This is a genomic window from Paenibacillus vulneris, from assembly GCF_039543185.1.
GTDB classification, from domain to species: Bacteria; Bacillota; Bacilli; order Paenibacillales; family NBRC-103111; genus Paenibacillus_S; species Paenibacillus_S vulneris.
Genome location: NZ_BAABJG010000036.1, coordinates 16,819 through 43,792 on the forward strand (window position 1 = coordinate 16,819; position 26,974 = coordinate 43,792).

A 26,974-nucleotide genomic window follows, 5' to 3' on the forward strand; every position below is an offset into this window, starting at 1 on the left:
TGGCAAAATCAAGCCTTTACTTGTCGTTTTGTGTGATAGTTGATATGGTAAGGGGAGATGCCTTTGTAGAGGGAAGGTGTATTCAATGAACTCCAATCTGCTCATTTTGTTTAAAGGGGAAAAACACGGCCACGGGAAGGTCGCTTTGCACTCGCATACGTTCTGGCAGCTGGAAATGGTCACCCGCGGTCACATTGCCTATACGCTGTACGACAATACCGTCAGGGTGCTGAATGCAGGAGATCTGCTGCTGATCCCTCCCTTTCAGGAGCATGAATTTATCTATGATACTCCTGGTGCGGCATGGATTACATTGAAGTTCGAACGAAGCGAAGCTTCTGACTCGTCATGGGGAGGGGTTATTCCAAAATCGCTGTTCACCGAGAAATTTACGGCGTCGCTTCTTGCGACGATTACCGGAACGATCCTGAAGCCCTACGAGAAAACGTTCGTGGAGGGAATGCTGGAATCTCTCTTTGTGTACATCGGGTCGGACGATTTTTGCCAAATGGAGGATGAGCCGAGCCAGCTTGTCCGCGCTATTACCGATATGGTGCGGGAGCGGAACGGCAGACCTATCAGCGTGGACGAGATCGCAGAGCAGCTGTCGTATACGCGAAGCCATATATCGAAGCTGTTCAAGCAGCTGACCGGAGAAAATTTGAAATCCTTCATCGACCGGGTCCGGCTGGAGAAGGCCAAGGAGATGCTGCGGTATAGCGAATTCAATATATCTTATATCACGGAGGAGCTGGGCTTTAAGGATATTTTTACATTTTCGCGGTTTTTCAAGCGCATGACGGGAATGAATCCGAGGCTGTATCGAGCTCATTAGATAACCCCACGAAGTAGGCCCATGGCTTCGAAGCTGATTCAGGCACATGCGGGGAGCCGCGAAATTTAAAAAAGCTCCTTCCCGCACAAAGCGGGAAGGAGCTTGGTTCATTTTGGATTCGGCTCACGCCGAACCAATTAGAAAATGCGGTTTTTCCAGCCGAGCAGCTTGGCGATTGCTTCTACGTAGTAGTAGTCTCCGTAGATCAAGGAGACGTTCACGTTTTGTCCCGCCGGCTTGTTACCCGTTCCTTCGAGCAGAATCGCTTCGTGTTCAGGACGGTCCCAAGTGCCGTAGTTTTGCGTCAGCGAAAGCAGGATACGCTCCGCTGCGTCGCGGTAGGCTTTGCCTTCAACGCCTGGCAGCGCGTCTGCCAGCTCCAGCAGCCCGGATGCGGCGCAGGATGCGGCCGATGTGTCGCGAGGCTCGTCGGCCAAGTTTTCCGCCGCGCGGAAATCCCAATGCGCCACATGATCTTCCGGCAGCATGGACAAGAAGTAGTGCGCTACGCGCTGTGCTGCGCGCAAATATTTCTTATCGCCGGTGTAGCGGTATGTGTTCGCCATGCCGTGCAGCGCCCAAGCGGCACCGCGGCTCCAGGAGGAATGAGGGCCCGCGCCTTGACCGCCGAGAGACTCAATGACCTCACCGGTCTCTGGGTTGAAGCTGACGATATGGTTAACCGAGCCGTCCTCGCGGATAAAGTGGTTCACAACAGTGTCCGCGTGAGCTTTAGCGATATGGCTGAAACGAGGATCCTTGATTTCTTCGGCTGCCCAGAACAGAATGGACAGGTTCATCGAGGAGTCGACGATCGACCAGCCGATTTTTTCCTGATTCCATGCGCGGAGGAAATTGCCTGCAATGTTGAAACGTCCAGCGAGGAAGTTCGCGGCCGTCAGCCCGCGGCGCTTGCCGTCCTCATCACCTGTCAGCTTGTACTTGATTACCGCAGTAGGCAGGTATTGGAAGCCCACGTCGTGGTGATAGTTGTTTTGCTGGATCGATTTTTGCTCCAGCTTCTCGTCCCATACCCAGGCTGCATTTTTGTAATGCTCTTTGCCTGTCATTTCGTGCATAATCCACAGAATGCCCGGCCAGAAGCCCGATGTCCACCAGTCATGGCGCATATCGTCATAAACTCCTGTATCAGCCGGAGCCACGTGAGGGGACTTGTCCCCGATTTGGGTAATCATACGATCTACCTTGTGCTGCAGAGCCTCCCAAATATGCGGAAGTGCTTCTTGCAAATTCGCTGCTTGCTTCAACTTGCTCGTATCCAATGCTGTCATGCTCGTTATCCTCCTTTAGGATGGCTTCTGAAATCGAATGAAGTTTATAGATGCAGGATGCGCCATAGCACACCCTGCCCGAATCACTTTAGATGGTTAAGAATGCGGTCGGCAAGCCGGCGCTTGCAACGCTTACGACGGAGACTGGCTCATGCTTTGTTCCATTAGCCGCCGCGCTTGCCGCTGGTCCCCCTGCCGATACGAAGCCGGTCACCGGCACGCTGGCGGCAGCTCCGCCTACAGGATCAATCACGATGCGTGCGCGTCCGTTCGTCAGCTGAATCAAGCTGGAACCGCGCACCGTACCTTGGCGGTCGATCAGCTTGCCGTCGCCGGTTAAGCCGAACCGGACGAAGTTCAACGCGTCGAGGCAGCGTACGCCGTTGGCGTCATAAGCAACCGCTTCGACAACGATATTGCCGTCTTCCTGCTTCTCAGAGCTCAGTCGGAGCTCGACCGGCTGGCCCCAAGCTTCCGTTTGATATTCAAACGACAGCTCGTCGGTTACCGTAACGCCGTCTTTGGTCGCTACCACCTTCACCTGGTTGATGCCCGGCTTCAGTACGGTCTCCCATCGCAGACCTGCCGCAGGGAAGTTTTGTGAATCGCGCTTTTTCACGCCGAGGCTTACGCCATTTAAGAACAGCTCCGCTTCCGGGCAGTTGGAGTATACCTTGATGGTTTTCAGCTCATCCGCGGCTCCCCACCGAACCGGCATCGTATGGCCGTAAATACGGGCCATCGGCTTGCTTGTCCAGTACGATTGGTACACGTAGTAAGCTTCTTTTTTCGTGAAGTCGCGTTCGATGATCCCTTTCATATTCAAATAAGGAATCGGGGAGTCCGGACGAACCGGTGTCGCAAAATCCTTGAACGCCCACTGAGCCGCACCGGTCAGCCAGTCCATCTTCTCCTGGGATTTCAAATACCAGTCGATCATTTCGCAGAAGTAGGTTTCCGACCAGTCGCCGTCACGGGATACGCGAGGCTCGCCGCCGGTCAGCAAATAATCGCCGTCACGCTCGTCGGTATCGCCGTCACCGCTCTTGATAAACTCAAAGCCGGTGTACGTTTTCTCCACATGACGCGTTGCCAGGTTATCTGCCCCCCACTCCATATGGAAGAAGGAATCGACGTTCTCGAACGCTTGACGGCTGCTTTCTTCATAATCCGTATAAATACCGCGGTACCAGCCTGCCCAGATCGAAGGCGAGTACACGTCGATAATGTCCTTGCAGAACTCGCAGCGGCGAATCGCGGTCAGACGGCTCGGGTCCAGCTTATGCGACAAATCGTGAAGCTCCTTCATGAACGCGCGGATTTCCTGCTGGTCGAAGTAGTCAAAGTCACATTCCCAATCGTTCTCGTTGCCGAGTCCCCATAGAATAACCGAAGGATGGTTGTAATGCTGCTCGATCATCGCGGTCAGCATATCGCGGCACTGCTGGCGGTACTGCTCGCCTCCGAGACCTCCGCGGCACCAAGGGATTTCTTCCCAGACCAGGATTCCGAGCTCGTCGCACAAATCTAGAACGATACGGGATTGCTGGTAGTGGCCGAGGCGAATGAAGTTCGCTCCCATATCCTTGATCAGCTGCATTTCCGTGCGGATCATTTCCTCGGTCATCGCAGGTCCAACGCCCGCATGATCCTCGTGGCGGTGAGTACCGCGCAGCAGCAGACGCTCGCCGTTCAGCTTGAACGGCCCTCTTTTCACGAATTCGAAGCTGCGGGCCCCGAAACACTCCACCTGCTCCGTGCGGCCGTATGCACTTTCCAGCTCCACCGTGCAGCTGTACAAGTAAGGACTGTCCGTCGTCCATAGCACAGGATTCGCCAGCTCCGTTACGGCAAGCTCCTTCATCCCCGTCCAAGGCTTCTCGCGAAGCTGGAATTGAGCCAGCTCCTGTCCTTCTCCGTCCTTGATGCTGACCTTCAGGGTCACTTCTTCCTGCAAGCCTTGCGGATTGTATAAGGCAGCGCGAACCGCAACACGGCAGCTGCTATGATCGTCAGACAGCTTCGGCTCCACATGGACACGCTCCAAGGAGACCGCAGGCACATAAACCAGGTTCAAATAGCGGTATATCCCGCCGTACAGGTTAAAGTCACTGGCATCCGAAGGAATCGTCTCCAGCTCACGGCTGTTGTCGCATGCCACGGCTACCGGAATGAGTCCTTTGTAGCGCTCGATTTCGCGCGCCTGCGCAACAGCTTCCGTAATGTCTACCGTAAATTCGTCATAGCCGCCCAAATGGGAGCCTACCTTATTCGTGTATACATAGACATCCGTACGCTGGCCCGCTCCCTCAAAGTGAAGCAGCGTCCTCCCTTGAGGATAAGGGTTGTTCACTTCCAGCTTATTGCGGTACCAGCCCTGACCTTGATAATACTTGCCGTCCGGGTCCAGTACGTCCAGTCCGTTGTAAGAATGAGGCAGCTCTACGCTATGCCATGGGACATTGTAATGGTTCTGCAGCTTGTCCTGGCGCCATACCTCCCAGGGCCCTCCCAGGCTTCCGCGGTGATGCTCCCATTGCTCGATTAATCTGCGCTTGATCAAATCTATTCACACTCCGTTGGTTATAGTGGTTTCATTTATTAGCGAGTGATTGGAGAATGTCTGCCGTCGTATCCCGCCACGCTTCGGCTTCTGACCATCGGCTGCCGCCAAGTGCTTGTACTGGCCAAGCCGTGAAGCAGAATCGGCCATTCATGGCCGGTCACCGACCCTTTCCTAAACGATTCTCCAGTGAATCCAAATACTATAAACAAGCTTATCAAAAAATGCTCGTCCATTGTTTGGTGTGTTTATGATAAAATGTTGTTATATTACGGTTAACCGACTGAGGTGATACTACCGATGAAAATAATGAACTATATGAACTTGAACCGACACCCGGTTAAGCTCTCCTTCGCCAGAGACCGTACCCACGAATTTGTTGAAATTTTCCACGCCCATCAAGGGATGGAGCTTTTATACGTTCATGAAGGACACGGCAGTGTCATCGTAAATCAGCAAATCGTGAAGCTCGGGCCGGGGAGTCTGGTGTACTTCCGTCCGTTTCAGCTGCATCGTATTCAAATGAAGATCAGCGAAGAGGCCCCTTACATCCGTTCTTTGTTCGTATTCGAGCCCTCTGAGCTTGACCGTTATCTAGCACCGTTTGCATCGCTGCAATCGTTCTTTCGTTGGCTGTGGAAGGACCCTATCGCTTACCAGGTGTTCTCCGGTCTGCCTCAAGAGCGGATGGCTGCACTGTTGAATGTATACCGTACACGAATTGAGAAAGCACAGCCTGAGGATCTTCTGGAAGAAGAAATGCTGTTTCTTGTCGCTCTGCTGCATGAGCTGAAAGGGCATTGGAATCCTGAAGAGGCGGCGAGACCCGTTCGAAGCAAATCGACCAGCGCCGAGCAGGTCATGGAGTGGATCGAGGAGCATTATATGGAGGAATTCCATTTGGAAAGCCTGGCCAAAGCCGTTCATCTATCGCCGAATCACATCTCGGCCGTATTTCGCCAAACAGCGGGGACCAGCATTACGGAATACTTGACCGCAAGGCGGATCCGGCAGGCGTGCTGGCTGTTGAAAACAAGCGATTTGACCGTTCAGGAGGTCGGCCAGTCGATCGGGCTGAGCAATTTCCCATATTTTTGCCAGCTGTTCAAAAAGCATGTGGGGCTGACCCCGTATCGCTACAAGCGTTCCTTTGATTAATGTGCCGAATGATTTATGAACTAAAGCCCCGATACCGTGCAGCTCGCGCCGGAACCAGGGCTTTTTGCGCATATCGTAACCGATCAAGTCCTCTCAAAAATACAGAAAAAAAATAAGCCGGCACCGTCCAAAACGATGCCAGCTTGTATCCGTTATTTTTTGCTATCAGGGTCCGACGGTTCTTCCTTAACCCAGCGGTCATACCGGTCGTCGACTTCTCGAGCCATCTGCCGGTACAGCTTGGTTTCCCGTACGACAGGATCGATCTGAGCCTGTATACGGATTTCCGTCTTGATCGGCAGCCGCTTGCGGGCCGCTTCCTCGGTATCCTCCGTGTCCATTTCTCCTTCCGTCAGCTTGCGCGCGAGCTGCTCTTCCCATTCTTTTTCATCCATCGTCAGGTCCTCCTTCACATTCAGTTCCATTCGATATAAAGATAAGCTCACTTCTAATTTACCCGATGCGAAACAGGATTACACCTGTTTTTTCCGGTTGGTGAAGAGACTTTACTTCGGCGGCGGCGCGGTGCTTCCTGTTAGCCTGCTGTATAGTCAAATAGTTATGATAAACCTGCCACCCCTCACCCGTCGGGGTCCGCCAGCTCCAGCTGCCCGTAGCCTGTAACGGCTTCATAAGGAGTGACTGTCGCGTCATTCAAGGCTGCTCCAGCACCTCTTCTTCCGGGAAAATAGCTTTGCCGGATGCTTTGCGGTATTCCGATGGGGAAAGGCCGGACTGTTTTTTGAATATCCTAGAGAAGTAGTACAGCTCCATTCCGATCTTGTCCGCTACCGCGGATATCGACAGATCGGTCGTAGCCAGCATTCGGCGCGCCTTCTCCAGACGCTTCTTGTTGATATACACAATGGGAGAGAGCCCCATCATCGATTTGAAATAGTGCATGAAATAGTTCGGATGAAAATGGACCAGCTTCGCCAATTCCTCGACAGTAATCGGCTCGGCAAGATGACGTTCGATATAGGACAGGACGATATTGATCTTGGACGTGCTGGAGGTCGACGCCAAGTGCAGCTGCGTCTCCGATTGCTCGATGTATTCGGATATAATCTCGAACAGGATGGATTTTATGCGCAATGGCGCCGTAACGGAGCTATCCGTATGCAGCTCCAGCAGCTGCTGAAATTGCTTTTCGAGCAGCGGCTCGTCCTTTACGGTGATCCAATGAGGCAGGTCGAGCATTTGAAACAGGTTCACGTCCCCCACCGTCGCCGAGAAATGGCACCAATATTTGCCTAGCGGATTATCGTTCTCCGGAGCGTAAGACAGCCGCATGCCTGCAGGCAGCAGGAACAGCTGGCCGGGCTCGGGATAATAATCCTTGCCGCGGATATGAATCCAGCCGCCGCCTTCCCGGATATAATACAGGCGGTTGACGTCCGTCATCATGTTGGAGACCCGCCAGTTCGTGCCTACCTTCGTGTAATGCGCCATTTGCAGCGTAATCTGGGTATTGTCCAGATAGCTTCGCATGAGCTGAAGCTGCAATTTGTCTTGATCCATGATAGCCTCCCACTCAACCAAAAAAGCATTAGGATTGTGCAAATGTCTGCTACTATCATACATCCGCTTCCCCTGTTTTGCCTACAACAATATGTATGCAGCCTTGCGCTGCTTAGGGTAAGATGAGCTTTTCTGCGCTATTCACCGCTATTTGGTGAGAGGCGGGAAGTACAAAAGGACACATCCTTTTTGGATGTGTCCTGAGTCTGTCGAGAAACCTATTGAGCTTGAACTATTGCCAATATACTCCGATGGGGTATGCCCCTCCAGCCGCTGTTGAAACCCGTGAATGGGATTAGATTTAGCGGTATTTTCACGGGTTTCAAAGGCGGACGTAAACTCCTCCGAGGCATACCCCACCTCCACATATAGCATATTTCGCGCAAAACAGGGTCTCTCGACAATCTGAGGACACATCCTTTTTGGATGTGTCCTTTTGTTCTGAGGAGTAGAAGGGAATTACTCCTCCTTCCCCTCGGATGAGGAGGCAAAATAAGAGTTCAAGATCATGACGGACTCGTTCCCCGTACGAAGGTAATCCTCCTCGTAGAAGCGCTTGGAGACGTAAGCCGCCGCCAAGAAAGCGATGCAGAGCAGCACGAACATCGTCCAATGCAAATTAATGGCATAAGAGTAGGATAGCACGACATTCAGCAGCTGCAGGACCATAACGAAGCAGAATGCGACGGCAAAAATCCCCGTCAAAGAGCGGTACGTGCTGCAACGAAGCTTGTACAGAAGCAGCGGCGTCTTCCAGCCCCGGATGGACGCCAGATGCGAGGCCCAGCGGTAGAACGGGGCCCATCCCATTTTGACCCGTATTTCGCGCAGCGTAACATGAAATTCCGCGTACAGCTTTAATTTTACCCCTTCCAACACTTCCGTATTTTCCTTGAAGCAGATGGCACGGTTGCGATCGAGGGGACCGCGCTCCAGCAGCCATTTGCCGAAATACGAAATGATGATGCCAAGCAAGTAGCACCCGATCAGTCCTGCGATCGTCAATCCTGTGACAATGGCCGCGGCCAAGGGTCCGTCCTCCGCCAGCTGCTGAATGCAATAGCTCATAATATCGCTGCTGGCATGAAACGAATTCATTAACCGCTTATGCATGGTCCAATCGATCAACAGACCATAAGAGCATCCTATAGCCGCTATAAATATCAGTCCTTGGAAGAACAAACCGACGATATCCAATAAAAATGACGCTAGCTTTTGCAAAATAATTCTCCTATTTGCTGTATTGGACGGCTCAGCCATCCTATGGTTACCTAAGTTGTATTCGACATATTGCTATAAATATCCTACCTATTAATACATTTCCAATAAATAACGATATCTGCGCTTTTCTCGAATGCTGGTAAATGCCCCGTTTCCCTTGCGCGCGGCACAAAAAAGCGGGCCGTTCAAACACGACCCGCTGCTCCAACTGCCTATTTGCCGCGAAAATAGTCCTCCTTCCGCCTTATGTCCTTTTCCAGCCGTCCTTCAAAGAAACCGTCCTATGGAACATCAGCCGCTTCGACGAGGAATGTTTGGAATCTACGCAAAAATAGCCGTGCCGCATAAATTGATACCGGCTCTCCGGCGGCGCTTGGGATAAGAAAGGCTCGACGAAGCAATCTGTCAGCTCGATCATGGAGTCCGGGTTGATTTTGTCCCCCCAGCCGGCCTGCTCGTCCTGCAACGCCCCCTCATCAAGCAGCAGCTTGTCATACAGCCTGACGCTGGCATTCACCGCATGCTCCTCCGATACCCAATGAATCGTTCCTTTGACCTTTCTGCAGGTGAAGCCGGTACCGCTTTTGGTCTGCGGATCGTAGGTGCAGTGCAGCTCGGTAATCTCCCCTGTGACCGGGTCCTTTCTAAACGTTTCACATCGTAAATAATAAGCGCCCTTAAGTCTGACCTCCTGGCCTGGGGACAGCTTATGAAAGCCCTTGACAGGATGCTCCATGAAATCGTCCCGCTCGATATAGAGCACCCGTGAAAAAGGAACCCTCCTCTCCCCGAGCTCCTCATTCTCCGGGTTGTTCGGGATCGGCAGCCACTCCACCTGACCCTCCGGATAGTTGGTGATAACGACCTTCAGCGGCCTGAGAACCGCCATCACGCAAGGTACTGTCGTTTTCAAATGATCGCGTACAAAATGATCCAGCAGCGATATATCGACCGTGCTCCACGACTTGGATACCTCGATTTCATCCAGAAAACGGTGAATACTTTCCGGCGTATAGCCTCTTCGTCTCAGGCCTTTGATCGTCGGCAGCCTCGGATCATCCCAGCCTTCCAGGAAGCCTCCCGCCACCAATTCTCTCAAGTACCGTTTGCTCGTAACCGTGCCTTGGATATTCAGCCTACCGAACTCTCTTTGTTTTGGAGCGGGATGAATATCTAACGCATTCAGAACCCATTCGTACAGAGGCCGGTGGTCCTTGAACTCCATTGAGCATAACGAGTGGGTAATGCCTTCGATCGCGTCCTGCAAAGGATGGGCAAAATCATACATCGGGTAGATGCACCACTGATCCCCCGTCCGGTAATGATGCGCATGAATAATCCGATACAGGACCGGATCCCGCATGTTCATGTTCGGCGAAGCCATGTCGATCTTGGCCCTAAGAACCCGCGCCCCTGTCGGAAATTCCCCCTGCTTCATTCTGTGGAACAAATCGAGATTCTCCTCCACGGTCCGGTTTCTGTAAGGACTTTCCTTGCCCGGCTCGGTCAAGGTGCCGCGATAGTCATGGACTTCATCCGCGCTTAGGTCGCACACATAGGCAAGTCCCTTCCTTATAACCTGCACGGCGTAATCATAAAGCCGGTCGGAATAATCCGAGCCGTAATAAATGAATGGCCCGGGATCGAATTGAAGCCACTTCATATCCTCGATGATCGCCTGAACGTACTCCATGTCCTCCTTCAATGGATTTGTATCGTCCATTCGCAGGTGAAATCTGCCTCCGAAGGTTTTGGCTATCGAATAATTAATGTTAATGGCGTAGGCGCTCCCGATATGCAGATACCCGTTCGGCTCCGGCGGAAACCGGGTGCAGACCTTTTGCTCATTCGGCCCTTGCATCGCCAGATCCTGTGCGACCATTTCCTCTATCGCGTTTAGCGGCTTATTCTCCATGCTTGATACGCTCCCATTTCCCATCGTACAGATGACCTCCCAACTTTTTTCACTTATGGACCTCAGAACAACAAAAAAAACTCCCACCCCCAAGATTCGTCTTGGGGGCGAGAGTCCGATTTCGCGTTGCCACCCCAGTTCATCGGCATGTCGCCATGCCGACCTTATCAGGTACGGCGAAGCCTTATCATAAGCAGCGATCGCGATACCCTAGCTCTGTAACAGGAGCACCTGTCATAGCCTCCCGCTTGCACGCAGTTCCTGCGCAAGGATCGGTATGAGACTCAGAGGCTTGTTTCGGTAAAAGGCTCTTTACCCCTTTTCAGCTGCCGGGGCTCTCTGGTGAAAAAACCGTTTTACTTACTCTTCTCGTCATTGTCGGTCAATTTTGAATTATTGAACAATTTACATCAACTACAACCATTTGTCAAATGACAAATCCAATGCCTTCAAGCCCTGTTTATCATAAAAGGACGGGCCTCTGGTCCACGCGCAGGCCAGATGCATAAGCAGCTCGGCTGTCATTTTCTCCCGAACGGCTGCATACTCTGGCATACCATATAGATTATGCCATTCATGAGGGTCCTGCGCCAAATGATACAGTTCACCCTGGACCTGGTCCACCCGGGAGAAGGCGTCGTGAAGCGCTCCGGGCAAGTACAGGATCAGCTTCCAATCCTGCTTACGCCACATCAAGGAAGGGGGCATATGCTCTCCGTATGTGCCTTTGGAATGGTATTCGCAGAACGTCCCTAGGCGCTGCTGCTCTCCGAGCAAATCCAGACCGGGGAGGAGAGGATTTCGCGGAAGGCCCGCCACTCTCGACAACGTAGGCACAAGATCGATAAGCTCGGCCGGGCGGTCGTCTTCCGTTCCCCGTTTTTCCTTGGCAATATAAGAGCCGGATAAAATCATCGGGACCCGCACGCTGCTGTCGTACAAGCAGTACTTGCTGAACCGGAAGCGGCGCTCGCCCAGCATTTCTCCGTGATCGGATACGAACACAATCAGCGCGTTTTCCAGTCTTCCCTGCTGCTCCAGCAGGTCCAGCGCCCGCCCGAAATAATGATCCAGCCAGGTACAGTTAGCCCAATAACGCAGCGTCGTTCGTCTTCTCTCCTCCGGCGTCATCCGCTCCCAGACCTGTCTCTTATCGAGATAATTGCTGCGGGTCTGAGCGCTCCCCCCATCGTTAGCGGCCAAATGAGTCCCCTGCTCCTGCTCCCAAGGAGGCTGCGGCAGATCGGGTATGTCCTCGAGGCGGTACATAGACTCGAAAGCTTCGGGCACGTTGAACCCGGCATGCGGCTTCAGGAAGGAAAGGTACAAAAACAGCGGCCTTGATTCGTCCAAACCGTTTTGCAAAAACTTCATGCACTCCTCGGCTACCCATCCGTCCCGGTGCCAGTGCATCGGAATCCGGCTTGTACAGCCGATATACCCGTTCGCGTTCTCTTCCCCGCCGCCGTAATTCCGGGTCTCCTCATGGTAAGCGGCCAAGCCCTCCGGCTCGGCATCGCCCATCATGACCGCCCCGTCTTCATAATGCCCGCTATTGCGGGCAAGTCCTACCGCGCGCACCTCGAAGCCTCTCGTCGGAGGAACGGGATTCTTCTCACCGTGGTTCCAATGCGTCTTCCCGAAGCCGGCCGTCTGATATCCCGCTTTGCGCATCAGCTCCGGCAGCGGATCGCTCGGCAGCTTATCTTCGTCGTGCAGGCCGCCGTAATTGGTCAGCACGCCAAGCTGCGACGGATAGTAGCCGAACATCATGGAGGTTCGGCTGGGCACGCACATGGGCGCTTGACACACCGCCTGGTTGTAGACGATTCCTTGATCGGCAAGCTTATCGAGGGTCGGGGTTTTAATATGCTCGTTGTACCGGCCGATACAGTCCCAGCGCTGCTGGTCCGTCATGAAAAAAATAATATTCGGTTTGGTTTGTACCATGACCATCATCCTCTCTGTTTATCCTATGCTTTGATCGAGCCTACCATAGCGCCTTTGGCAAAATGCTTTTGCAAAAAAGGGTATACCAGTAATATCGGCACGGTAGCCACAACAACTGCAGCCATCTTGAGCATCTCCGACGGAGGAGGCTGCATGGAGACATCATAGGCCTGCAAATCCGTGTTGGAGGCGTTAAGCAGCATATTTTGCAGCAGCACCTGAATAGGCCACTGGGAGGAATCGTTCAAATACAGCAGGGCTGAAAAAAACTGATTCCAATAGCCGACAGCATCGAACAGAGCGAATGCGGCGATGGCCGGAAGCGATAGCGGAAGGACAATCGTGACCCAGGTTCGGATATCGTTGCTTCCGTCGATGGCGGCAGACTCGTCCAGCTCGGCGGGGATGCTGTCGAAGAAGCCCTTCATCAGGATCACGTTCCAGCCGCTGGCGAGCGCCGGAATAATCAGCGACCACACGCTTCCGATCAAGCCCATTTGCCGGACCAGCATGTAGTGGGGGATGAGTCCCGGACTGAACAGCATCGTCAAGAGCACCATGAAAAGAATCGCTTTGCGTCCGCGCATCCGTTTGCGGGAAAGGGCGTACGCCATCATCGATGTCACCGTTAAGCTGCAGATCGTTCCAACGATGGCCAGAAAGGCGCTGTTGCCTACCGATCGAAGAAACGCTTTGGTGGACAGCAAATATTCGTAGGAAGCTATGCTCCAATGATCGGGAAACAGCACCCACTTTTTCTGCAAATATTCGCCGGGATCCGTAAAGGACACTACGACAACGTAGTAGAACGGAAAGCAGGTCAGGAACGCGAGCAGCGCCAGCAAGGCGCCGTTCGTATATCGGAAGACGGAGTCTCCTAAAGTAGTATGTTTCATGAGTGTACCTCCTAAGGGCTTTGCTGAGCAAAGCCTACTTCGTAAGCTTCTGCTCTGGGCTTTGCTGAGCAAAGCCTACTTCGTAAGCTTCTGCTCTGGGCTTTGCTGTGCAAAGCCTGCTTCGTAAGCTTCTGCTCTGGGCTTTGCGCAGCAAAGCCTGGGTCTGCTGAAAAACCTATAGAGCTTGAACTATTGCCAATATACTCCGGTGCGGTATGCCCCTACAGCCAAGCTTCCGTAGCAGGCTTTGCTACGCAAAGCCCCCAGCAGTTGAAACCCGTGAAACGTGATTATATTAAGCGGTATTTTCACGGGTTTCAAAGGCGGACGTAAACTCCTCCGAGGCATACCCCACCTCCATATTCGGCATAGTTCCCGCAGAACAGGTTTCAAAAACCAAGGGCTTTGCTTAGCAAAGCCAACTTCATTAGCTACTCTCCAAGCTTTGCGAAAGCAAAGCCTAGAGATTGTTGAGTAGAGAAAAATGCAAAAGGTGAAGGTGGGTTGTCTCCTGGTGGAGCGATAGCGTCCGCCTTTGTTATCTGGAAATCACCGCCAAATAGCGGATACATTGAAAATTTCCTGATAACAACAGCGGCCGGAGGGAGATACCCCACCGGAATAACGTTGCAATTTTTCAATCTCTACAAACAACCCAGAGCTTGCCAAGCAACGCGCCCCCCTGTCAAAATACGCCGTCCTGGCCGAACTTCTTGGCAATCCGGTTGGATACGACGACCAGGATCAGCCCGACGACCGACTTGAACAAGCCTACGGCAGTGCTGTAGCTAAACTGGGCCCGTTGAATCCCGTTACGGTATACATACGTGTCGAATACCTCGGCAACCTGGGATACAGCCCCGTTATACATAAGAAAAATTTGCTCAAAGCCGACGTCCATCATATGGCCGAGCCGCAGGATGAGCAGAATCACGATGACGCTGCGAATGGCAGGCAGCGTGACATGCCACATCTGCCGGAATCGGCCGGCTCCGTCCATTTTGGCGGCTTCATACACTTGCGGGTCGGCTCCGGCGATAGCCGCAAGGAAGACGATCGTCCCCCAGCCGGCCTCCTTCCACATGGACTGCACCGTCACCATGACCCAGAACAGATCCGGGTTCGTCAGCACGTCGATGCGCTCCTGCCCCATCGATTCCAGCAAATGGTTAATCAGGCCTTCCCCTTTGGCGAACAGCATGAACGTCAAGCCGGCTATGATAACCCATGACAAGAAATGGGGCAAATATATCACCGATTGAATGAACCGTTTGTAAATAACGCTCCTCAGCTCGTTCAGCATCAGCGACACAAGGATAGGCAGCGGGAAGAAGAACAATAAATTCAATACATTAATCGCGAGCGTATTGCGAAAGAGTAGCCAGAAATCAGTGGTAGAGAAGAACCGCTGAAAATGCTCCAGCCCTACCCACGGGCTATGACTGACCCCTCCGAAGGGCGAATAATTTTGAAAGGCAATCACAATTCCCCACATCGGCACATACTTGAAAATAAGGAAAAATACGATTCCGGGCAGGGCCATCAAATACAAATAGCGGTCTCTTTTTATGTCCAGCCCGAGCTTGCGCCAGAAGGGCCGCGTCTTGCGGCCGCTGTGCGGATGATTCTGGCGTACGGGCACAATGCGTCCTTCGGTGTGCTCCATGGATGTCACCCTTTCTTTTTACGTCAGCCCTATAGGACGCTATTTGCCGATCCGCTTGTGATAAGCCTGGGTCATCTCCTCCGTCATTTTGATCACGTCCGGGCTATTCTTCGTCTTGGCAACGAAATCGTCCCAAGCGCTGATAGGCTCTCTTCCGATGACGATCTTGGACTTCAGATCCAGGATCTGCTTCTCCAAATCCGGAAGCACCATGAGCGCAGTTGGCGAGCTTAAGCCAACACTGATATCCGGCACGCTGATCTTGGCCCTTTCCTCCTGAATTCGCCTCTTCTGGTCGTCCGCCGCCTTCATATCCGGCGTAGGTGCAGCCGCATCCAGACTCGGATCGGTCGGATTGACGATCTGGTTAAAGTCCGAAGCATTATCCGCGTTAAGCTTCTCTGGAATCGTGACCTTCACCCCGTTGACGACGTTATGATGTACTCCCTCAAGACCGAAGCGCTGAATGGCGCCTACTTCATTGGTCATCCAAGTATCGATCAGCTTCAAAATCCGCTTCATCTTCGCTTCAGGCACGGTTTTCGGAATCGCCAGGATGCCGTTAAAGCCCGTTCCCTTCGGCGTAAAACCGTTAATGGAGGTTAACGGATAAAAGTCCGTATCCTTAAACGTCGGCACAAGCTTCCTCAAATCGGTCGCGTACACCCGATTGCCCGTTCCCGTTTTATCGATAACACTGCCGGCACGGTTGCCCTTGTATAAATCGCGAACCTGCGTCAGCTTAAGCGAGAGCTGATCCTCCGGCAGCAGCTTTTCCTTGTAAGCTTGCGTCGTGAACTCTAACGCCTTTCGCACTTCCGGCAGAAAAGCAGTATAGACGAGCTTATCGCCTTCAAGCTTCCACTTGCCGTTAACCCCGGTAAAAATACCCTCGAACGTTCCCAGCAGCGTATCAAACCCCGTCGACAGGCCGAACGTATCGTTCTTGCCGTTGCCATCAGGATCTTGCTCGGCGAAAGCCTTCATCATCGCGTATAATTCCTCGGTCGTTGTCGGGGGCTTCAAATTCAGCTTGTCGAGCCAGTCCTTGCGGACAATCAGGAACGCCTCGTCGTTCTCATCCCGTGCGCGGGGAATCCCGTAGTTCTTCCCGTCCTCCATCTTCGTCAGCTCCCAAGCAATCTTGGGCGTACCGTTCTGCAAATTCGGATAGTCCTTGATATAAGGGGTAATGTCCCAGAATGCTCCTTGGGCGACCATGGTCCGGAACGTGCTGTTGAAAGGATCGTTAATCATCGTCAAATCCGGGATATCTCCGGAAGCCAGGGCAATATTTAATTTCTCCGTATAAATATTGTTGGACACCCAGCGAATCGACATCTTGGAGTTCGTCGCCTTCTCAATCTCGCGTTTGATGACATTGTCATCGGAGGCAGGAGGCGTGCTTGGCGTCACCGTCATGATGCTCAATTCCAGCGGTCCGCTATCCTGAGCCGCTCCCTCCGTCTTGCCGGCAGCCTTGCCGCCGCCGCACGCCGCAAGCAGTGCCGAAGACAGCAGCAGCGCAGCCATCGTTCCCGCTATCCGAGATTGGCTTCCCTTCTTCTGCTTTTTGCGCTTTGTAACCCTCCAATAAGCCTTCTCTCCACTCAAATGCATATCCATTTCTCCTATCTATATCTGTTTAACTATACGGTCCGACAAGCGAACCCTTTCTCCCCATACGGCCCTTTTATGATATTTTGCGGGCCTTGGACTGCTTGCGAAAGCTGCCTGGCGTACTGCCTACCATACGTGCGAACAATCTCGTAAAAAAGGATGCATCCCCGAAGCCTACGGCGAGCGCGATCGCCTCTATACTTTTCGGTGTTTCGCGCAGCATATGCTTCGCCCGCTCGATTCGGATTTGCTGCAGCATGGCCGTAATGCTCATCCCCGTCTCCTGTTTGAACACGCGGTTCAGATGCCGCTCGCTAATCGTAAATTCCTTCGCCAAGGAGGCAGCCGTAATTTTTCGGTGAAAGTTCATTTCAAGATGATGTCTCACTCGGCGCACCAAAATCTCATGACCGCTCGCTAACGGCCGATGCTGCTTCTGCATAGATTGCTGCTGCAGCTTACAGCGCGATAAGAGGACGAGCAATTGAATCAGCTTGAGCCGGTTCACCATCCCGAATCCGGGCTCCATGTCCTTTCCCTCCTGGATCATGCTTTCGAGCAAAGCCACAACAGCACTAGACTGCTCATGCGTCAGCTGTAGGTTTCGGGGTAATAAGGCAAGCTCTTCAAAAAAAGGGGCTACGTAAGCCAGCTCACGAACCGTATCCGGCTGATCCGGATAGGCGGTAAGCACCGACTCTGCCTCAAACAGGCAATTGATGATTTCTATGCCGGAAGCCCCCACATCCACGTAGGCATGGCTTTCACCTGGCAGAATCACATACACATCTCCGGCATGAATATCGAAGCATTGCTGGTTAATTCGGTGGCGGCCCTCGCCATGAACCACATAGACCAGCTCCACATAGTCGTGCCGATGCTCCTCAACGATATTGTGCAATCCATGTGAGGATCGCTGGACCCAGATGGAGTGTCCGTCGTTCCTGTACTTGGCGAATGTTTTGACTAACATATCCGGATCTGCCCCTTCCTTAATACCAAGTATTACACTAGATTTTGTATGGTTTATAGTTAACTCTATCTTACCTCATTTTGCAAGCATGCGGCATGTTCGATCAGGACAAAATTATTGCTTATTACGACAACGATACAGATCAAAATAACCCCGCAAAGCCATCCATGCTGCTGGCGCGGCACCGCAGGGAATGCCCAAACGGATTGCAAGGCATATTTCCGGGGTACAAAAAAAGCCAGAAAGTGCTATATGCACTCTCTGACTTTTCCTTCCGGCTTGCGCCCTTATTCTTCGTTAATTATGACGGAGGTCGTATCCGGCTCCCAGTTAACAGCAGCTTTTAATGCTTCGCTAATAAATCGTACCGGCACAACGGTGCTGCCGTCGGCAATCTCCGCAGGAACTTCAAGCTTGACTTCTTTTCCGTCAACGTAAGCAGTTGTGCTTCCGATAAACAATTTCACGGAAATTCCATCGCGCGTTACCGTAACGGAACGTTCCTCTTCGTTCCAAGCGACATCCGCCTTCAGCGCTTCGGCAATAGCACGGAACGGAACGAGCGTGCTGCCTTCACGAATAAACGGAGCCACTTCAAACGACGGCTCTTCCCCGTTCACATAGAGCTTGACGCCCTTTTTGCCCAGCTTATCGTACAGTTTGCCAAGCTTTTTATATGCTTGAATATTTTTGGCGTTTGCCCGAACTGCATCCTTCTGAACATAGACGGCATCACTTACGCTTCCTTGCTCCTCAAGCAAGTCTGCTACAGCGGATAATGCTTCATCCTTCGCTTGAATAGCCTCCAGCTTTGTTCTTTGTTCATCCGTCAGTTTATTTTCGTATTTCGTCAGCAGCAGCTCGGCGATCACCGCGCCTGCCGGTTTATCCTGAACATGGTCAATAGCATTCAATAGCCCCTTATATCCCTGATGGCCGTTGGCGTTGTACGTGCTGTCCGTAACGGAAGCCCCGGTATCCGCTTTCTTGGTGCTTGCTTTCGTTTCCGCCGAAGTCTGAGTTTGGATCACATTCTCCGCTTTTTTCTCCGCACCGTTGCCGTTGTCGGACTTCGCCAAGGCCGCTCCGGCAAATAGACTGGTAGCCAATACACCGGATGCTGTCGCTAATAGTACTTTGTTCATGAAATAATCCCTCCAAGGATGTAGGTTGAGGTAGCTGTTAGTAGAATTCGGTAAAAGCCCCCCGCTTTTGGAGGGTGAGTCCAAAAAAATTTTTCACGCAGGTGTATCTGAAAATACGAACTGCCTTCCTGCATCCGATAGGAAGCTTGATTCAGACATAAAAAAAGCCATGAGGCTCTACGCTAGGCAGAACTCCACAGCCCTCTCTACTTCACTCATACTTAACTCCGGCCGTATTCTCCACGAAATCGCGGATCAGCATATAGCTGTCACCATTCGTAAGCTGCAACGGGTCCGAAATTTGCTTGATCGTATCCTTCTTCAGCCATCCGCGCTGCACCAGCTCCGCTACGGCCTCTTCCCTCGTGCTCTTGAGACCCGCCGCCATAGCCAGGGTCAGAGCCGCCTGATCCAGCGTCAAAGGCTGCTTCGCGGGGGTCGGCATGTGCCGGATGGATAAGCCGGCATCGCCCTGGAACGGCGCCGGATGTACTTTACGTACATTGGCCATATGGGAGACAAACCGCTGCGGATTGGACTTGCCGTCCAAATCCCAATTCATATTATCGTAGCCGCCTATCGTAACCGCCATGCTGACTGCGGCTTTCAGGCCCGGGAATGCTTTATGCTGCATATAAGCAGGTTTGTCGAATGGATACAACGACAGCTCCACGTTTTGCTGCATCAGCTTGTCCCTCAGCTCCGTTATGCCGTCCTTCGATTGGGACAGCTGCCGGAACGTCACTCCCCGGTCAAGCGCTATTTTGGCTGCCGCTCCGGCCGCTTCTCCCGTCGCCATTCCAAGCGGAATGACGCGAGCGCTTCCATGAGGCAGAGAATCGAAGCTCGCCGCTCTCCCGACGACCAGCAATCCGTCCACCTTCAACGGCACCAGACAGCGGAACGGTACGCCATACTGCTTCGGCTTCATCATGACCGAGCCGGGATCCTTATAGTTCGTGCTCTGAATATCCACTTCGTAGGAGCCGTAAGCTATAGCATCCCAATGATCCCTGTTCTCCATCAAGTCGGTCATCGTCAAGCGGTATTCCCCTTTCAGATGCCTCGTTTCCCTGACATACAGCTCAGGCGCCGTTCCTAGCAGCTCCACCCGCTTGAACTCGCTGAAGTTGTTTTTCATATAGGTAACGATATGCTCGGCTTCTTTCCTCCCGATCTCCATCCCTTCACGGACCGATTCAGGATTCAACGGGTCGACACCGAAGATTTGCATCGCATTGATCAGGACGGTATTATCGTTCTGCCTGCCTATATTCAGCCCTCTCATGCGCACCCGCTCTTTGTTCGTGGACACATAGTCCTTCATTTCGGGAAAGCCCCAGGCGCTCATCTTATCGCTTCCCGTATGAGGATGCTTGCCGAACGAGTCCCACACCTTGGGTGTAACTCCGCCAAGCTTGAACACGAGTGTCACAGCCATTTGGGAGGAGGCATCGCCGATATCCTCACGTCCCATCGTGAACGGTGCGCCTGCCATGGCAGCGATATCCCCATCCTGTGTAGCGTCGATCACTGTCTTGGCATAGACCGAATGCTCGGTCTGATCAGCGCTAACAATACGCAAGCCGATTACAGCGTTTCCTGCCTTGCCGGCCTGGACCAGAGGCTTGATTTCCCTCGTCTTCATTAGCAGATCGATGTTCGGCTCGCCGCTTACCATCTTATAAAACACATTGGCCGCCGTATGCGTGTCGAACGAGGTTCCTTCGATCTGGTTATACCATTCCTGAAAAATGCCCTTATTCAAAAAGTTGTGTTTACCCGAAGCCGCCGGCTGCTGGGGAGCGTAGTTCAAATCGAGCGTATTCAGCCAGCCGAGGGTCATGAGTCCCCCCAGGATGTCACGGTCCTTCCCGTCGACCAGGAGCACCTTTAGTCCATTACGCGCTGCCGAGACGGCTGCGGCAATGCCTTCCGGATCAGTTCCCACGACGATCGTATCATAGCTCTCCTTAATCTGCGCAGCCGATTCCACCTTCTTCAAAGGCTGCTGCGGACCTATCCCGGCGCTGCGGCTCTTCCATGCGTCCCATTGCAATATCCCCCCAATCATCGCTACTAAGATCATCGCGCCTATCCACATACGGAACCGTTTCACCTGAAACATTCAACTCCTGTTACAATAAAAAATGAGTTCAATTCCATATATTGTAACAGGAATCTTTTTACAAATTCAACACTTGATCCGCTGCGATTTAATTCCCTGTCCTTGCCTTTTCCTCTGCGCGCGCTTTATCCAACGCCATTTGCCCTTCCTCCTGCAGCTGCTTCAGTCCCGCTTCCACGGATACCCCGTCCTGAAGCATCGCTTGCATCTGCTTCTCCATAATCACCTGAAGCTGCTCGGTGAAAGAGACCGGGATGCTGTCATTGTAACCGGATTGTACATTTTCGTTATATTTCACGTTATAGAACGGCTCCAGGCTGTGACCGTCGATCTCCTTGGCGAATTCCTTGCGCACCGGCAGATCCATCGATGTCTTGGCTTCGATCTTGGCAGCCTCGCGCCCGTTAAAATATTTGACCACTTCCCATGCGGCGGCTGTATTCTCGGCTTGGGCGTTGATGCTGTAAATCGGGTAGACTGAAAAATTCGGATTGCTGCTATGTCCCGGATTGGACGAAGGGGCACTCGTCATCTCCCAGGCAAAGGTCGCCCCCCTCTGCTTCAGACCGTTGATCTGCCCCAGATTGCTGATCGTCATGGCGGCCCGGCCGGCACTGAACATATCCTCCCGCTCCACATCCTCCTTATCGTACATGCGCTTATCCGGCATAAAGCTCCACTGAAACACCCCGCTCTTGTAGCCGTCGATGACCATCCGGTAGATGTTTCTCCACGAATCTGTATCCAGCATCGCCTTACTCCCCGTTGGATCGGTATATGCGAGTCCCTCCGCCTGGCCGATATAGGTAACCAGACTCAGAGGCGACCTCATGTATCCCATATGGAAGCCGTAAATCCGTTCGTCCTTGCCCCCTTCCGCCGGAAACCGCTGTGCCAGACGAATCATTTCCTCCCACGTCATCGAATCCTTCGGATAAGGGATCCGATACTTGTCGAACAGATCCTTATTATAAAATAGCACTGAGCTGGTGAAGCTCGGCGACAAGCCGTACAGCTTCCCGTCCCCTTTCATCTTCAGGAAATCGACGGCCGCCGGAAGCAGATTCCCCACGTCGAACTGGTCCTTGGCAATCAGAGGGGACAAGTCGTACAGCTTCCCCTCCTGAACAAGCTTCCCGTAATCATACGAGTTGGTAATGAGAAGGTCCGGCTTCTGCTCATCTATCAGCTTCAAATAATTCTTCATATAGTCCTTCACATAGTTTGTGCCATACAGATCCTGCGTAGGAACGATCTTCACATCCAGCTCAGGAAATTTAGCTATAAAATAGTCCGCGTACTCGTACTGGAATTGATCCTCGTTGCCCATAGCAATCCGAAGGGTGCCTTTGATTGGGCCAGCCGAAGCCTCCTCTGCTTTGTCGCACCCGCTCAAAAGAAGCATAACGGAGGCTGCCAACGCAAGCGCAAGCATGGAGAACCCGTACCGTTTCCTTCCCCATTTGGCAGGTATGCGGCCATTTTTTCGAATGCTCATCCCTATCCTCTCTCTTTCCATCCATTAATTCCGGCTGTCTACCAGGGCGTTGAACAGCGCCTTTTGCGCGTCTTCCTGCAGCTGTTTAAGCATATCGTCCAGCCTCTCCTTACCCTCGACGACGGAACCCGTTCTTTGTGCGGCCGCCGGGGCGAAGGCCTCATTGAACTTGCGGAGCAGACGGGGATGCACCGAGGAATCCGGCAGCTCGGCAGGCTTCATGCTGTAGAACGGAGCGTAATTATGCTCCTCGTCAGGCTTTAAAGCCTTTAAATGGACCGATAGACCGCCGCCATAGGATTTATCCAGCTTCTTGGCGATTTCCAGACTGTTGATCAGCTTCAGCATCTCCCAGGCGGGCCGCAGATGCTCCGACTTGGCATTGATCGCGAACACCGATCCGATAAACAGGGAGGACGTCTCATCCGGATGGGCCGGATGAACAGGCTCACTTACAATATCCCATGGAAAGGAAGGCATGTTGTATCTGCTGGCAGCCTGCTTCAAATCATTACTAAGCGAGAACCCATAGACAGCCATCGCTGCTTTACCCGAAATGAAGGGATTTCTTTTGTATACCTCATCCATCATCATATTGCGCTGGGGAGACGGCTCCCGTTTGTAGACATACCCTTTCTGAAAACCGTCAATCGCCATTCCCCATACCTTTTTCCAAGCGTCCGTGTTCACCGTAGCCTGTGTTCCGTCCGAACCGATCAGGCTCATGCCGTTCGTCTTCCCGATTTGCATAGCGAGCTCTGAAGCGTCGCTGTAATAGGACGGCATAAGACCGTAAATCCGGTTCTCTCTGGTGCCGTCTGCAGGGAACCGCGCCGCCAGCTGCAGCACCTCTTCCCAGCTCATTTTATCCTTTGGATACGGGACCCCGTATTTGTCGAATAAGCTTTTGTTATAGTACAGGGCGTTCATTTCGTACTCCGGAGCCAATCCGTACAGCTTGCCTTCTCCAAGCTTGCGCAGCGTATCGGTTACGCCCGAATACAAATTTTGCAGATCATAATGATCCTGCTTCATGACCGCCTCAAGCGGGTACAATCTGCCTTCCTTGGCAAGCTCGCTATACAAGTCGGGGGATAAGTACAGCACATCCGGGTTTTCCTTATCGATCAGCTGGACCATCTTCTCCTTATAATCAGCCTGTCCCCACCCGCTCGTGTCGACAGGAACGATCTTGACCTCCACGTTCGGATAACGGATGGTGTAGGCCTTGCCGTAGCGCATTGAAAACGTATTTTCATGAAAATATGCGACCTTCAGCGTCAGCTCCTTTTCTTGATCCATCGGTGACAGCACCGCAGGGCTGGCCGGCTTCGACAGCTGCCCGAGCAAGCCCCCGAGCTCCTCCTGTCTGGTAAACGCAAAGGCTAACAGCACACAAGCTAACAGCACCGGACTCAGCTTAAGCCAGCGCCGGCTTCTCGGATTTCCCTCCACTTCGACACGCTCCTTTATCTTCCTCATCAAATCTTTGGAAAAGCCCCCCTCGCCCGGCCGTAACGGCGATCCCGCGAGCCGCTTCTCCCATTGCTCCGGTTCCATCTGCTTCATGGCTTGCCCTCCTTGTTCAACAAACCGCTTACTTTGGCCCTCGCCCGATACAATCTTGATTTGACCGTTCCCTCCGACAAAGACAATAATCCGGCTATTTCGGCATGAGTCAGCTGATGATGCGCATGAAGCAGCAGCACCTCCCGCAGCTTGCGGGGCAGCTCGAGGACGACATGCCATACCTCCTCCTCCACCATAAGCCCCATGGCCTCCGTCTCGGCTGAAGGACTGCTGCCTTCCCTGGTCTGAAGACCAAACGGGATGACCCTGCGAATCCAGGAGGAACGCCAATGGTCCTTCACCAAATTGCGCGTTATGGTAAGCAGCCATGTTTTCACCGAGGCCTCTCCCCGGTAGGAGTACAGCCGTTCATATACCCTTACGAATACCTCCTGTGTGATATCGTCGGTAAGCTCTTTATTTCGTGTCATGAAAAATGCGTAATTCCACACATCGTCCCCGTAAGCAAGCATGATGTCTTCCAGAATGACATTCTTGTCCATCCCGCCGGAAAGTGATTTTAAATATTCAAAGGCCACCCCTGTTCACCTCACAAACAATTGGACGAACCAACAGGAGGAAGGTTCCCTTTATCGGAAATATTTTCTTCTAATGGGGATAACCCGTAACTTTTCCTTCGAGCGCTTCGTCATATAGACAGACGTCCGCTAGCCCGTTTCCTTATGCGCCATAACGCCCAAAAAATTTTCATTGTTGTGGTAAACCTCTCAACACAGCAGCCTTGCGGCATGGTAAACTATGGTTGTAAAGGAGAATGCGGGATGGATACACGTCTATTACAGGATAAAACAAATCGCAGGTTCGATTGGCGCTGGGCTTCCGTCTGCGGAATGATGGGATTTCTGGCGGCCGTCGTGCTATGGATAGCCATCATTTGGTTTGCGCAGCAATAATTTACGGGACATGGGTCTGAGGAGTGAAAGACAAGTGGGCAGCGGCTTTTTTCGTTATAAAGAGGACCAGGCCGAGAAGCAGGAGATCCGGAAACGGAGACATTTTTCCATTCGGTTGAATTTATTCTTTTTTGTTACGTTTTCCCTGTTTAGCGTACTGATTATTCGATTAGCCATTTTGCAGTTTGTAGAGGGAAAATATTTCAAAGAGATCGAGAACAAGGTTTCCCACAGCGAAAGCCCGATCGCCCCCATCCGCGGCACGATCTACGACCAGACGGGTTATGCTATCGCCCAGTCCCGGTCCATGCAGTCACTCTACTACCGGGTAGAGGGCCGTGCCACGAACAAGGATGAAATCATAGAGCTCGCTTATAAACTCGAGCAGATCTTCGCCGAGAAGGGCAACCCGGATGCCAAGGTGCTCTCTGCCGCCGATATCTTGAAGCTGATGGATGTCGGCTTTGATTTGAATAAGAACAAGACCAAGGATCCGAGCTATTATTCCATCCCAAGAAGGATTAAGGCCGATTTATCCAATAAGGAAATCGCCTATTTGCTGGAGCACCGGGATGAGCTGCGGGGCATCGAAATCCTGGAGGACAGCGTCCGATTGTATGACAGCCAGAGAATCGCAGCCCAATTGGTCGGCTATATGAAACGGTTCAACGCCGCCCGAAATCCGGACTCCGGTCTGGCCTACTACAGGAGCAAGACGGATGAGTATCTGGATGTCGAGGATGTCGGCTTCGATGGCCTGGAGCTGATGTATCAGGAGGAGCTGCGAGGGAAGAAAGGCAGTAAGACCTATCCGGTCAATGCAGCCGAGAAAATTATAGGCCCCCCCACAATCGTTAAGCCAGAGAAAGGCCATAATTTATACTTAACCATTAATAAGGACATTCAGCTTGCGACCCAGAAGGCGATTACCGAGCATCTTAGCTTCCTTCGAAACCGCTCGGCCGCAGGGGAGTTCGCCTATGCCCCGAATGCCCGCTCCGGGTTCGCTGTAGCCATGGAGGTACAGACCGGCAGGGTCGTTGCCATGGCAAGCATGCCGGACTACGACACGAATCTGTGGACCGGCGGCATTAGCAGCAATGAGGCTTACAACCAAATCATGCCGTTCGTCAATAACGGCACCATTACGACGTCCTATCCTGATTTTCCGGAAAAGGAGCGTAATAAGCATCCTTCCTCGCTCGTCTTCATGGGTTCTGTCATCAAGCCCTTGACCATTCTGATCGGGCTGAAGGAAGGCGTCATTAATCCTAACAGCACTTATAACGATTCAGGCTCCTTCTCCTTCGGGGTAGGCAATAACGCCACGATCCGAAATTCAGACGGGCATGCCTACGGTGCGCTGAATCCGACAACCGCAATCATCAATTCGTCCAATACCTATATGTCCGCTATGGTAGGAATCCCGCTCTGGAACAAGTACGGCGGCGAGAAATCCAAGGTGCTCGACGTATGGGCGGAGCATCTGGCAGAGTTCGGCCTGGGCGTTAAAACCGGAAGTAATTTGCCCAACGAAATTGCCGGGTCCAACGACTTTTTCCAAAACGCCAAAACGAGCAGTAAGCAGTCTGCCATGGTCTATGCATCATGGGGGCAAAACGAGAAGTATACTACGCTGCAGCTGGCGCAATATGCCGCCACGCTCGCTAACCGGGGCAAGAGGATGCAGCCGCAATTCGTCGATAAGATCACAACGGCGGAAGGCGAGCTTGTCAAAGGATTTGAACCCGTCCTGTTGAACGAGGTCAATTATCCTAAAAATTACTGGGATATCGTAATCAAAGGAATGAAGAGCGGCGCAGCGGGCATTGAGGATCTGCCGTTCCCCGTAGCGCGCAAGACCGGTACGTCCACGCAGGCCGTACCCGGCGGAACCGTCGATAATGCGGTGCTTATCTCCTTCGCTCCGGCCGATAATCCCGTCCTTGCGGTAGCCGTCGTCGTTCCGGAAGGAAGGTTCGGACGGTACGGAGCCGCTCCGATCGCAGCCAAAATCTACGAGGCCTACGATCAATATATCGGCGGTCTGAGCAGCAAGGAGAAAAAGCGGTAAGCCGCTTCCATGACAAGCACCAGGTGTGGAAACAAC

Annotated in this window: 22 protein-coding genes; 4 read left to right on the forward strand and 18 right to left on the reverse strand. The window is 52.6% G+C overall.

From position 1 onward, the window contains the following. Positions 1-85 precede the first annotated feature (85 nt). Entirely contained in the window at positions 86-835 is a 750-nt protein-coding gene (locus ABEA66_RS27735; RefSeq protein WP_345592756.1) for a helix-turn-helix transcriptional regulator, read from the forward strand. Positions 836-972: 137 nt separating this feature from the next. On the opposite strand, the gene ABEA66_RS27740 is transcribed toward ABEA66_RS27735, so the two are convergent. From ABEA66_RS27740 to ABEA66_RS27750, 3 genes are all read right to left on the reverse strand, one after another. Continuing rightward, positions 973-2,127, reverse strand: coding sequence for a glycoside hydrolase family 88 protein (locus ABEA66_RS27740; protein ID WP_345592758.1), 1,155 nt, complete (start codon positions 2,125-2,127; stop codon positions 973-975). A gap of 88 nt (positions 2,128-2,215) precedes the next feature. Beyond that, a complete protein-coding gene (locus ABEA66_RS27745; RefSeq protein ID WP_345592760.1) occupies positions 2,216-4,690 on the reverse strand; it encodes a glycoside hydrolase family 2 TIM barrel-domain containing protein in 2,475 nt (824 codons plus the stop codon). A 38-nt stretch (positions 4,691-4,728) separates the two neighbouring features. After that, complete coding sequence (locus ABEA66_RS27750) at positions 4,729-4,854, reverse strand: hypothetical protein (protein ID WP_345592762.1); 126 nt, start codon at positions 4,852-4,854, stop codon at positions 4,729-4,731. A gap of 136 nt (positions 4,855-4,990) precedes the next feature. Here ABEA66_RS27750 and ABEA66_RS27755 point away from each other — a divergent pair, with 136 nt between their 5' ends. Beyond that, complete coding sequence (locus ABEA66_RS27755) at positions 4,991-5,848, forward strand: AraC family transcriptional regulator (protein ID WP_345592764.1); 858 nt, start codon at positions 4,991-4,993, stop codon at positions 5,846-5,848. 152 nt (positions 5,849-6,000) lie between these two features. On the opposite strand, the gene ABEA66_RS27760 is transcribed toward ABEA66_RS27755, so the two are convergent. From ABEA66_RS27760 to ABEA66_RS27830, 15 genes are all read right to left on the reverse strand, one after another. Beyond that, positions 6,001-6,243 (reverse strand): hypothetical protein, encoded by a 243-nt coding sequence (locus ABEA66_RS27760; protein ID WP_079914113.1) that lies wholly within the window; start codon positions 6,241-6,243, stop codon positions 6,001-6,003. Between the two features lie 58 nt (positions 6,244-6,301). Next, positions 6,302-6,502, reverse strand: coding sequence for a hypothetical protein (locus ABEA66_RS27765; protein ID WP_345592767.1), 201 nt, complete (start codon positions 6,500-6,502; stop codon positions 6,302-6,304). After that, positions 6,503-7,369, reverse strand: coding sequence for a helix-turn-helix domain-containing protein (locus ABEA66_RS27770; RefSeq protein ID WP_345592769.1), 867 nt, complete (start codon positions 7,367-7,369; stop codon positions 6,503-6,505). Positions 7,370-7,828: 459 nt separating this feature from the next. After that, on the reverse strand, positions 7,829-8,590 hold the full coding sequence (locus ABEA66_RS27775) for a hypothetical protein (protein ID WP_079914111.1): 762 nt from the start codon (positions 8,588-8,590) through the stop codon (positions 7,829-7,831). Positions 8,591-8,834: 244 nt separating this feature from the next. Continuing rightward, the gene (locus ABEA66_RS27780; protein ID WP_345592773.1) at positions 8,835-10,529 is read right to left on the reverse strand and encodes a glutamine--tRNA ligase/YqeY domain fusion protein; all 1,695 of its coding nucleotides are present in this window, start codon (positions 10,527-10,529) and stop codon (positions 8,835-8,837) included. 390 nt (positions 10,530-10,919) lie between these two features. Beyond that, on the reverse strand, positions 10,920-12,455 hold the full coding sequence (locus tag ABEA66_RS27785; RefSeq protein WP_345592775.1) for a sulfatase family protein: 1,536 nt from the start codon (positions 12,453-12,455) through the stop codon (positions 10,920-10,922). A gap of 23 nt (positions 12,456-12,478) precedes the next feature. Continuing rightward, positions 12,479-13,351: a carbohydrate ABC transporter permease gene (locus tag ABEA66_RS27790; RefSeq protein ID WP_345592777.1), complete on the reverse strand. Its 873-nt coding sequence runs from the start codon at positions 13,349-13,351 to the stop codon at positions 12,479-12,481. Between the two features lie 685 nt (positions 13,352-14,036). Continuing rightward, a complete protein-coding gene (locus ABEA66_RS27795) occupies positions 14,037-15,017 on the reverse strand; it encodes an ABC transporter permease (protein WP_345592779.1) in 981 nt (326 codons plus the stop codon). 39 nt (positions 15,018-15,056) lie between these two features. After that, positions 15,057-16,637: an extracellular solute-binding protein gene (locus tag ABEA66_RS27800; protein WP_345592781.1), complete on the reverse strand. Its 1,581-nt coding sequence runs from the start codon at positions 16,635-16,637 to the stop codon at positions 15,057-15,059. A 73-nt stretch (positions 16,638-16,710) separates the two neighbouring features. After that, entirely contained in the window at positions 16,711-17,610 is a 900-nt protein-coding gene (locus ABEA66_RS27805) for a helix-turn-helix domain-containing protein (protein ID WP_345592783.1), read from the reverse strand. Between the two features lie 287 nt (positions 17,611-17,897). Continuing rightward, positions 17,898-18,755 carry a copper amine oxidase N-terminal domain-containing protein gene (locus tag ABEA66_RS27810; RefSeq protein ID WP_345592785.1) on the reverse strand — a complete coding sequence of 286 codons (858 nt, stop codon included), beginning with the start codon at positions 18,753-18,755 and terminating at the stop codon, positions 17,898-17,900. Between the two features lie 211 nt (positions 18,756-18,966). Further along, a complete protein-coding gene (locus ABEA66_RS27815) occupies positions 18,967-20,883 on the reverse strand; it encodes an FAD-dependent oxidoreductase (protein ID WP_377740191.1) in 1,917 nt (638 codons plus the stop codon). Between the two features lie 88 nt (positions 20,884-20,971). Further along, positions 20,972-22,381 carry an ABC transporter substrate-binding protein gene (locus tag ABEA66_RS27820; protein WP_345592789.1) on the reverse strand — a complete coding sequence of 470 codons (1,410 nt, stop codon included), beginning with the start codon at positions 22,379-22,381 and terminating at the stop codon, positions 20,972-20,974. Between the two features lie 24 nt (positions 22,382-22,405). Next, entirely contained in the window at positions 22,406-23,950 is a 1,545-nt protein-coding gene (locus tag ABEA66_RS27825) for an ABC transporter substrate-binding protein (RefSeq protein ID WP_345592792.1), read from the reverse strand. Beyond that, positions 23,947-24,489: an RNA polymerase sigma factor gene (locus ABEA66_RS27830; protein ID WP_345592794.1), complete on the reverse strand. Its 543-nt coding sequence runs from the start codon at positions 24,487-24,489 to the stop codon at positions 23,947-23,949. The genes ABEA66_RS27825 and ABEA66_RS27830 overlap by 4 nt, the downstream gene beginning before the upstream one ends. A gap of 243 nt (positions 24,490-24,732) precedes the next feature. On the opposite strand from ABEA66_RS27830, the gene ABEA66_RS27835 reads away from it, so the two are divergent. Together ABEA66_RS27835 and ABEA66_RS27840 are read left to right on the forward strand one after the other, a co-directional pair. Beyond that, the gene (locus tag ABEA66_RS27835) at positions 24,733-24,864 is read left to right on the forward strand and encodes a hypothetical protein (RefSeq protein ID WP_256865574.1); all 132 of its coding nucleotides are present in this window, start codon (positions 24,733-24,735) and stop codon (positions 24,862-24,864) included. A 34-nt stretch (positions 24,865-24,898) separates the two neighbouring features. Continuing rightward, complete coding sequence (locus ABEA66_RS27840) at positions 24,899-26,938, forward strand: peptidoglycan D,D-transpeptidase FtsI family protein (RefSeq protein WP_345592797.1); 2,040 nt, start codon at positions 24,899-24,901, stop codon at positions 26,936-26,938. Positions 26,939-26,974: the final 36 nt, after the last annotated feature.

Bases quoted from the DNA above. Each gene is read 5' to 3' on its own strand.
- ABEA66_RS27735 (WP_345592756.1), top strand. From the start codon at position 86: ATGAACTCCAATCTGCTCATTTTGTTTAAAGGGGAAAAACACGGCCAC.
- ABEA66_RS27740 (WP_345592758.1), bottom strand. From the start codon at position 2,127: ATGACAGCATTGGATACGAGCAAGTTGAAGCAAGCAGCGAATTTGCAA.
- ABEA66_RS27755 (WP_345592764.1), top strand. From the start codon at position 4,991: ATGAAAATAATGAACTATATGAACTTGAACCGACACCCGGTTAAGCTC.
- ABEA66_RS27760 (WP_079914113.1), bottom strand. From the start codon at position 6,243: ATGGATGAAAAAGAATGGGAAGAGCAGCTCGCGCGCAAGCTGACGGAA.
- ABEA66_RS27765 (WP_345592767.1), bottom strand. From the start codon at position 6,502: ATGACGCGACAGTCACTCCTTATGAAGCCGTTACAGGCTACGGGCAGC.
- ABEA66_RS27770 (WP_345592769.1), bottom strand. From the start codon at position 7,369: ATGGATCAAGACAAATTGCAGCTTCAGCTCATGCGAAGCTATCTGGAC.
- ABEA66_RS27780 (WP_345592773.1), bottom strand. From the start codon at position 10,529: ATGGGAAATGGGAGCGTATCAAGCATGGAGAATAAGCCGCTAAACGCG.
- ABEA66_RS27785 (WP_345592775.1), bottom strand. From the start codon at position 12,455: ATGGTACAAACCAAACCGAATATTATTTTTTTCATGACGGACCAGCAG.
- ABEA66_RS27790 (WP_345592777.1), bottom strand. From the start codon at position 13,351: ATGAAACATACTACTTTAGGAGACTCCGTCTTCCGATATACGAACGGC.
- ABEA66_RS27795 (WP_345592779.1), bottom strand. From the start codon at position 15,017: ATGGAGCACACCGAAGGACGCATTGTGCCCGTACGCCAGAATCATCCG.
- ABEA66_RS27800 (WP_345592781.1), bottom strand. From the start codon at position 16,637: ATGCATTTGAGTGGAGAGAAGGCTTATTGGAGGGTTACAAAGCGCAAA.
- ABEA66_RS27805 (WP_345592783.1), bottom strand. From the start codon at position 17,610: ATGTTAGTCAAAACATTCGCCAAGTACAGGAACGACGGACACTCCATC.
- ABEA66_RS27810 (WP_345592785.1), bottom strand. From the start codon at position 18,755: ATGAACAAAGTACTATTAGCGACAGCATCCGGTGTATTGGCTACCAGT.
- ABEA66_RS27815 (WP_377740191.1), bottom strand. From the start codon at position 20,883: ATGTTTCAGGTGAAACGGTTCCGTATGTGGATAGGCGCGATGATCTTA.
- ABEA66_RS27820 (WP_345592789.1), bottom strand. From the start codon at position 22,381: ATGAGCATTCGAAAAAATGGCCGCATACCTGCCAAATGGGGAAGGAAA.
- ABEA66_RS27825 (WP_345592792.1), bottom strand. From the start codon at position 23,950: ATGAAGCAGATGGAACCGGAGCAATGGGAGAAGCGGCTCGCGGGATCG.
- ABEA66_RS27835 (WP_256865574.1), top strand. From the start codon at position 24,733: ATGGATACACGTCTATTACAGGATAAAACAAATCGCAGGTTCGATTGG.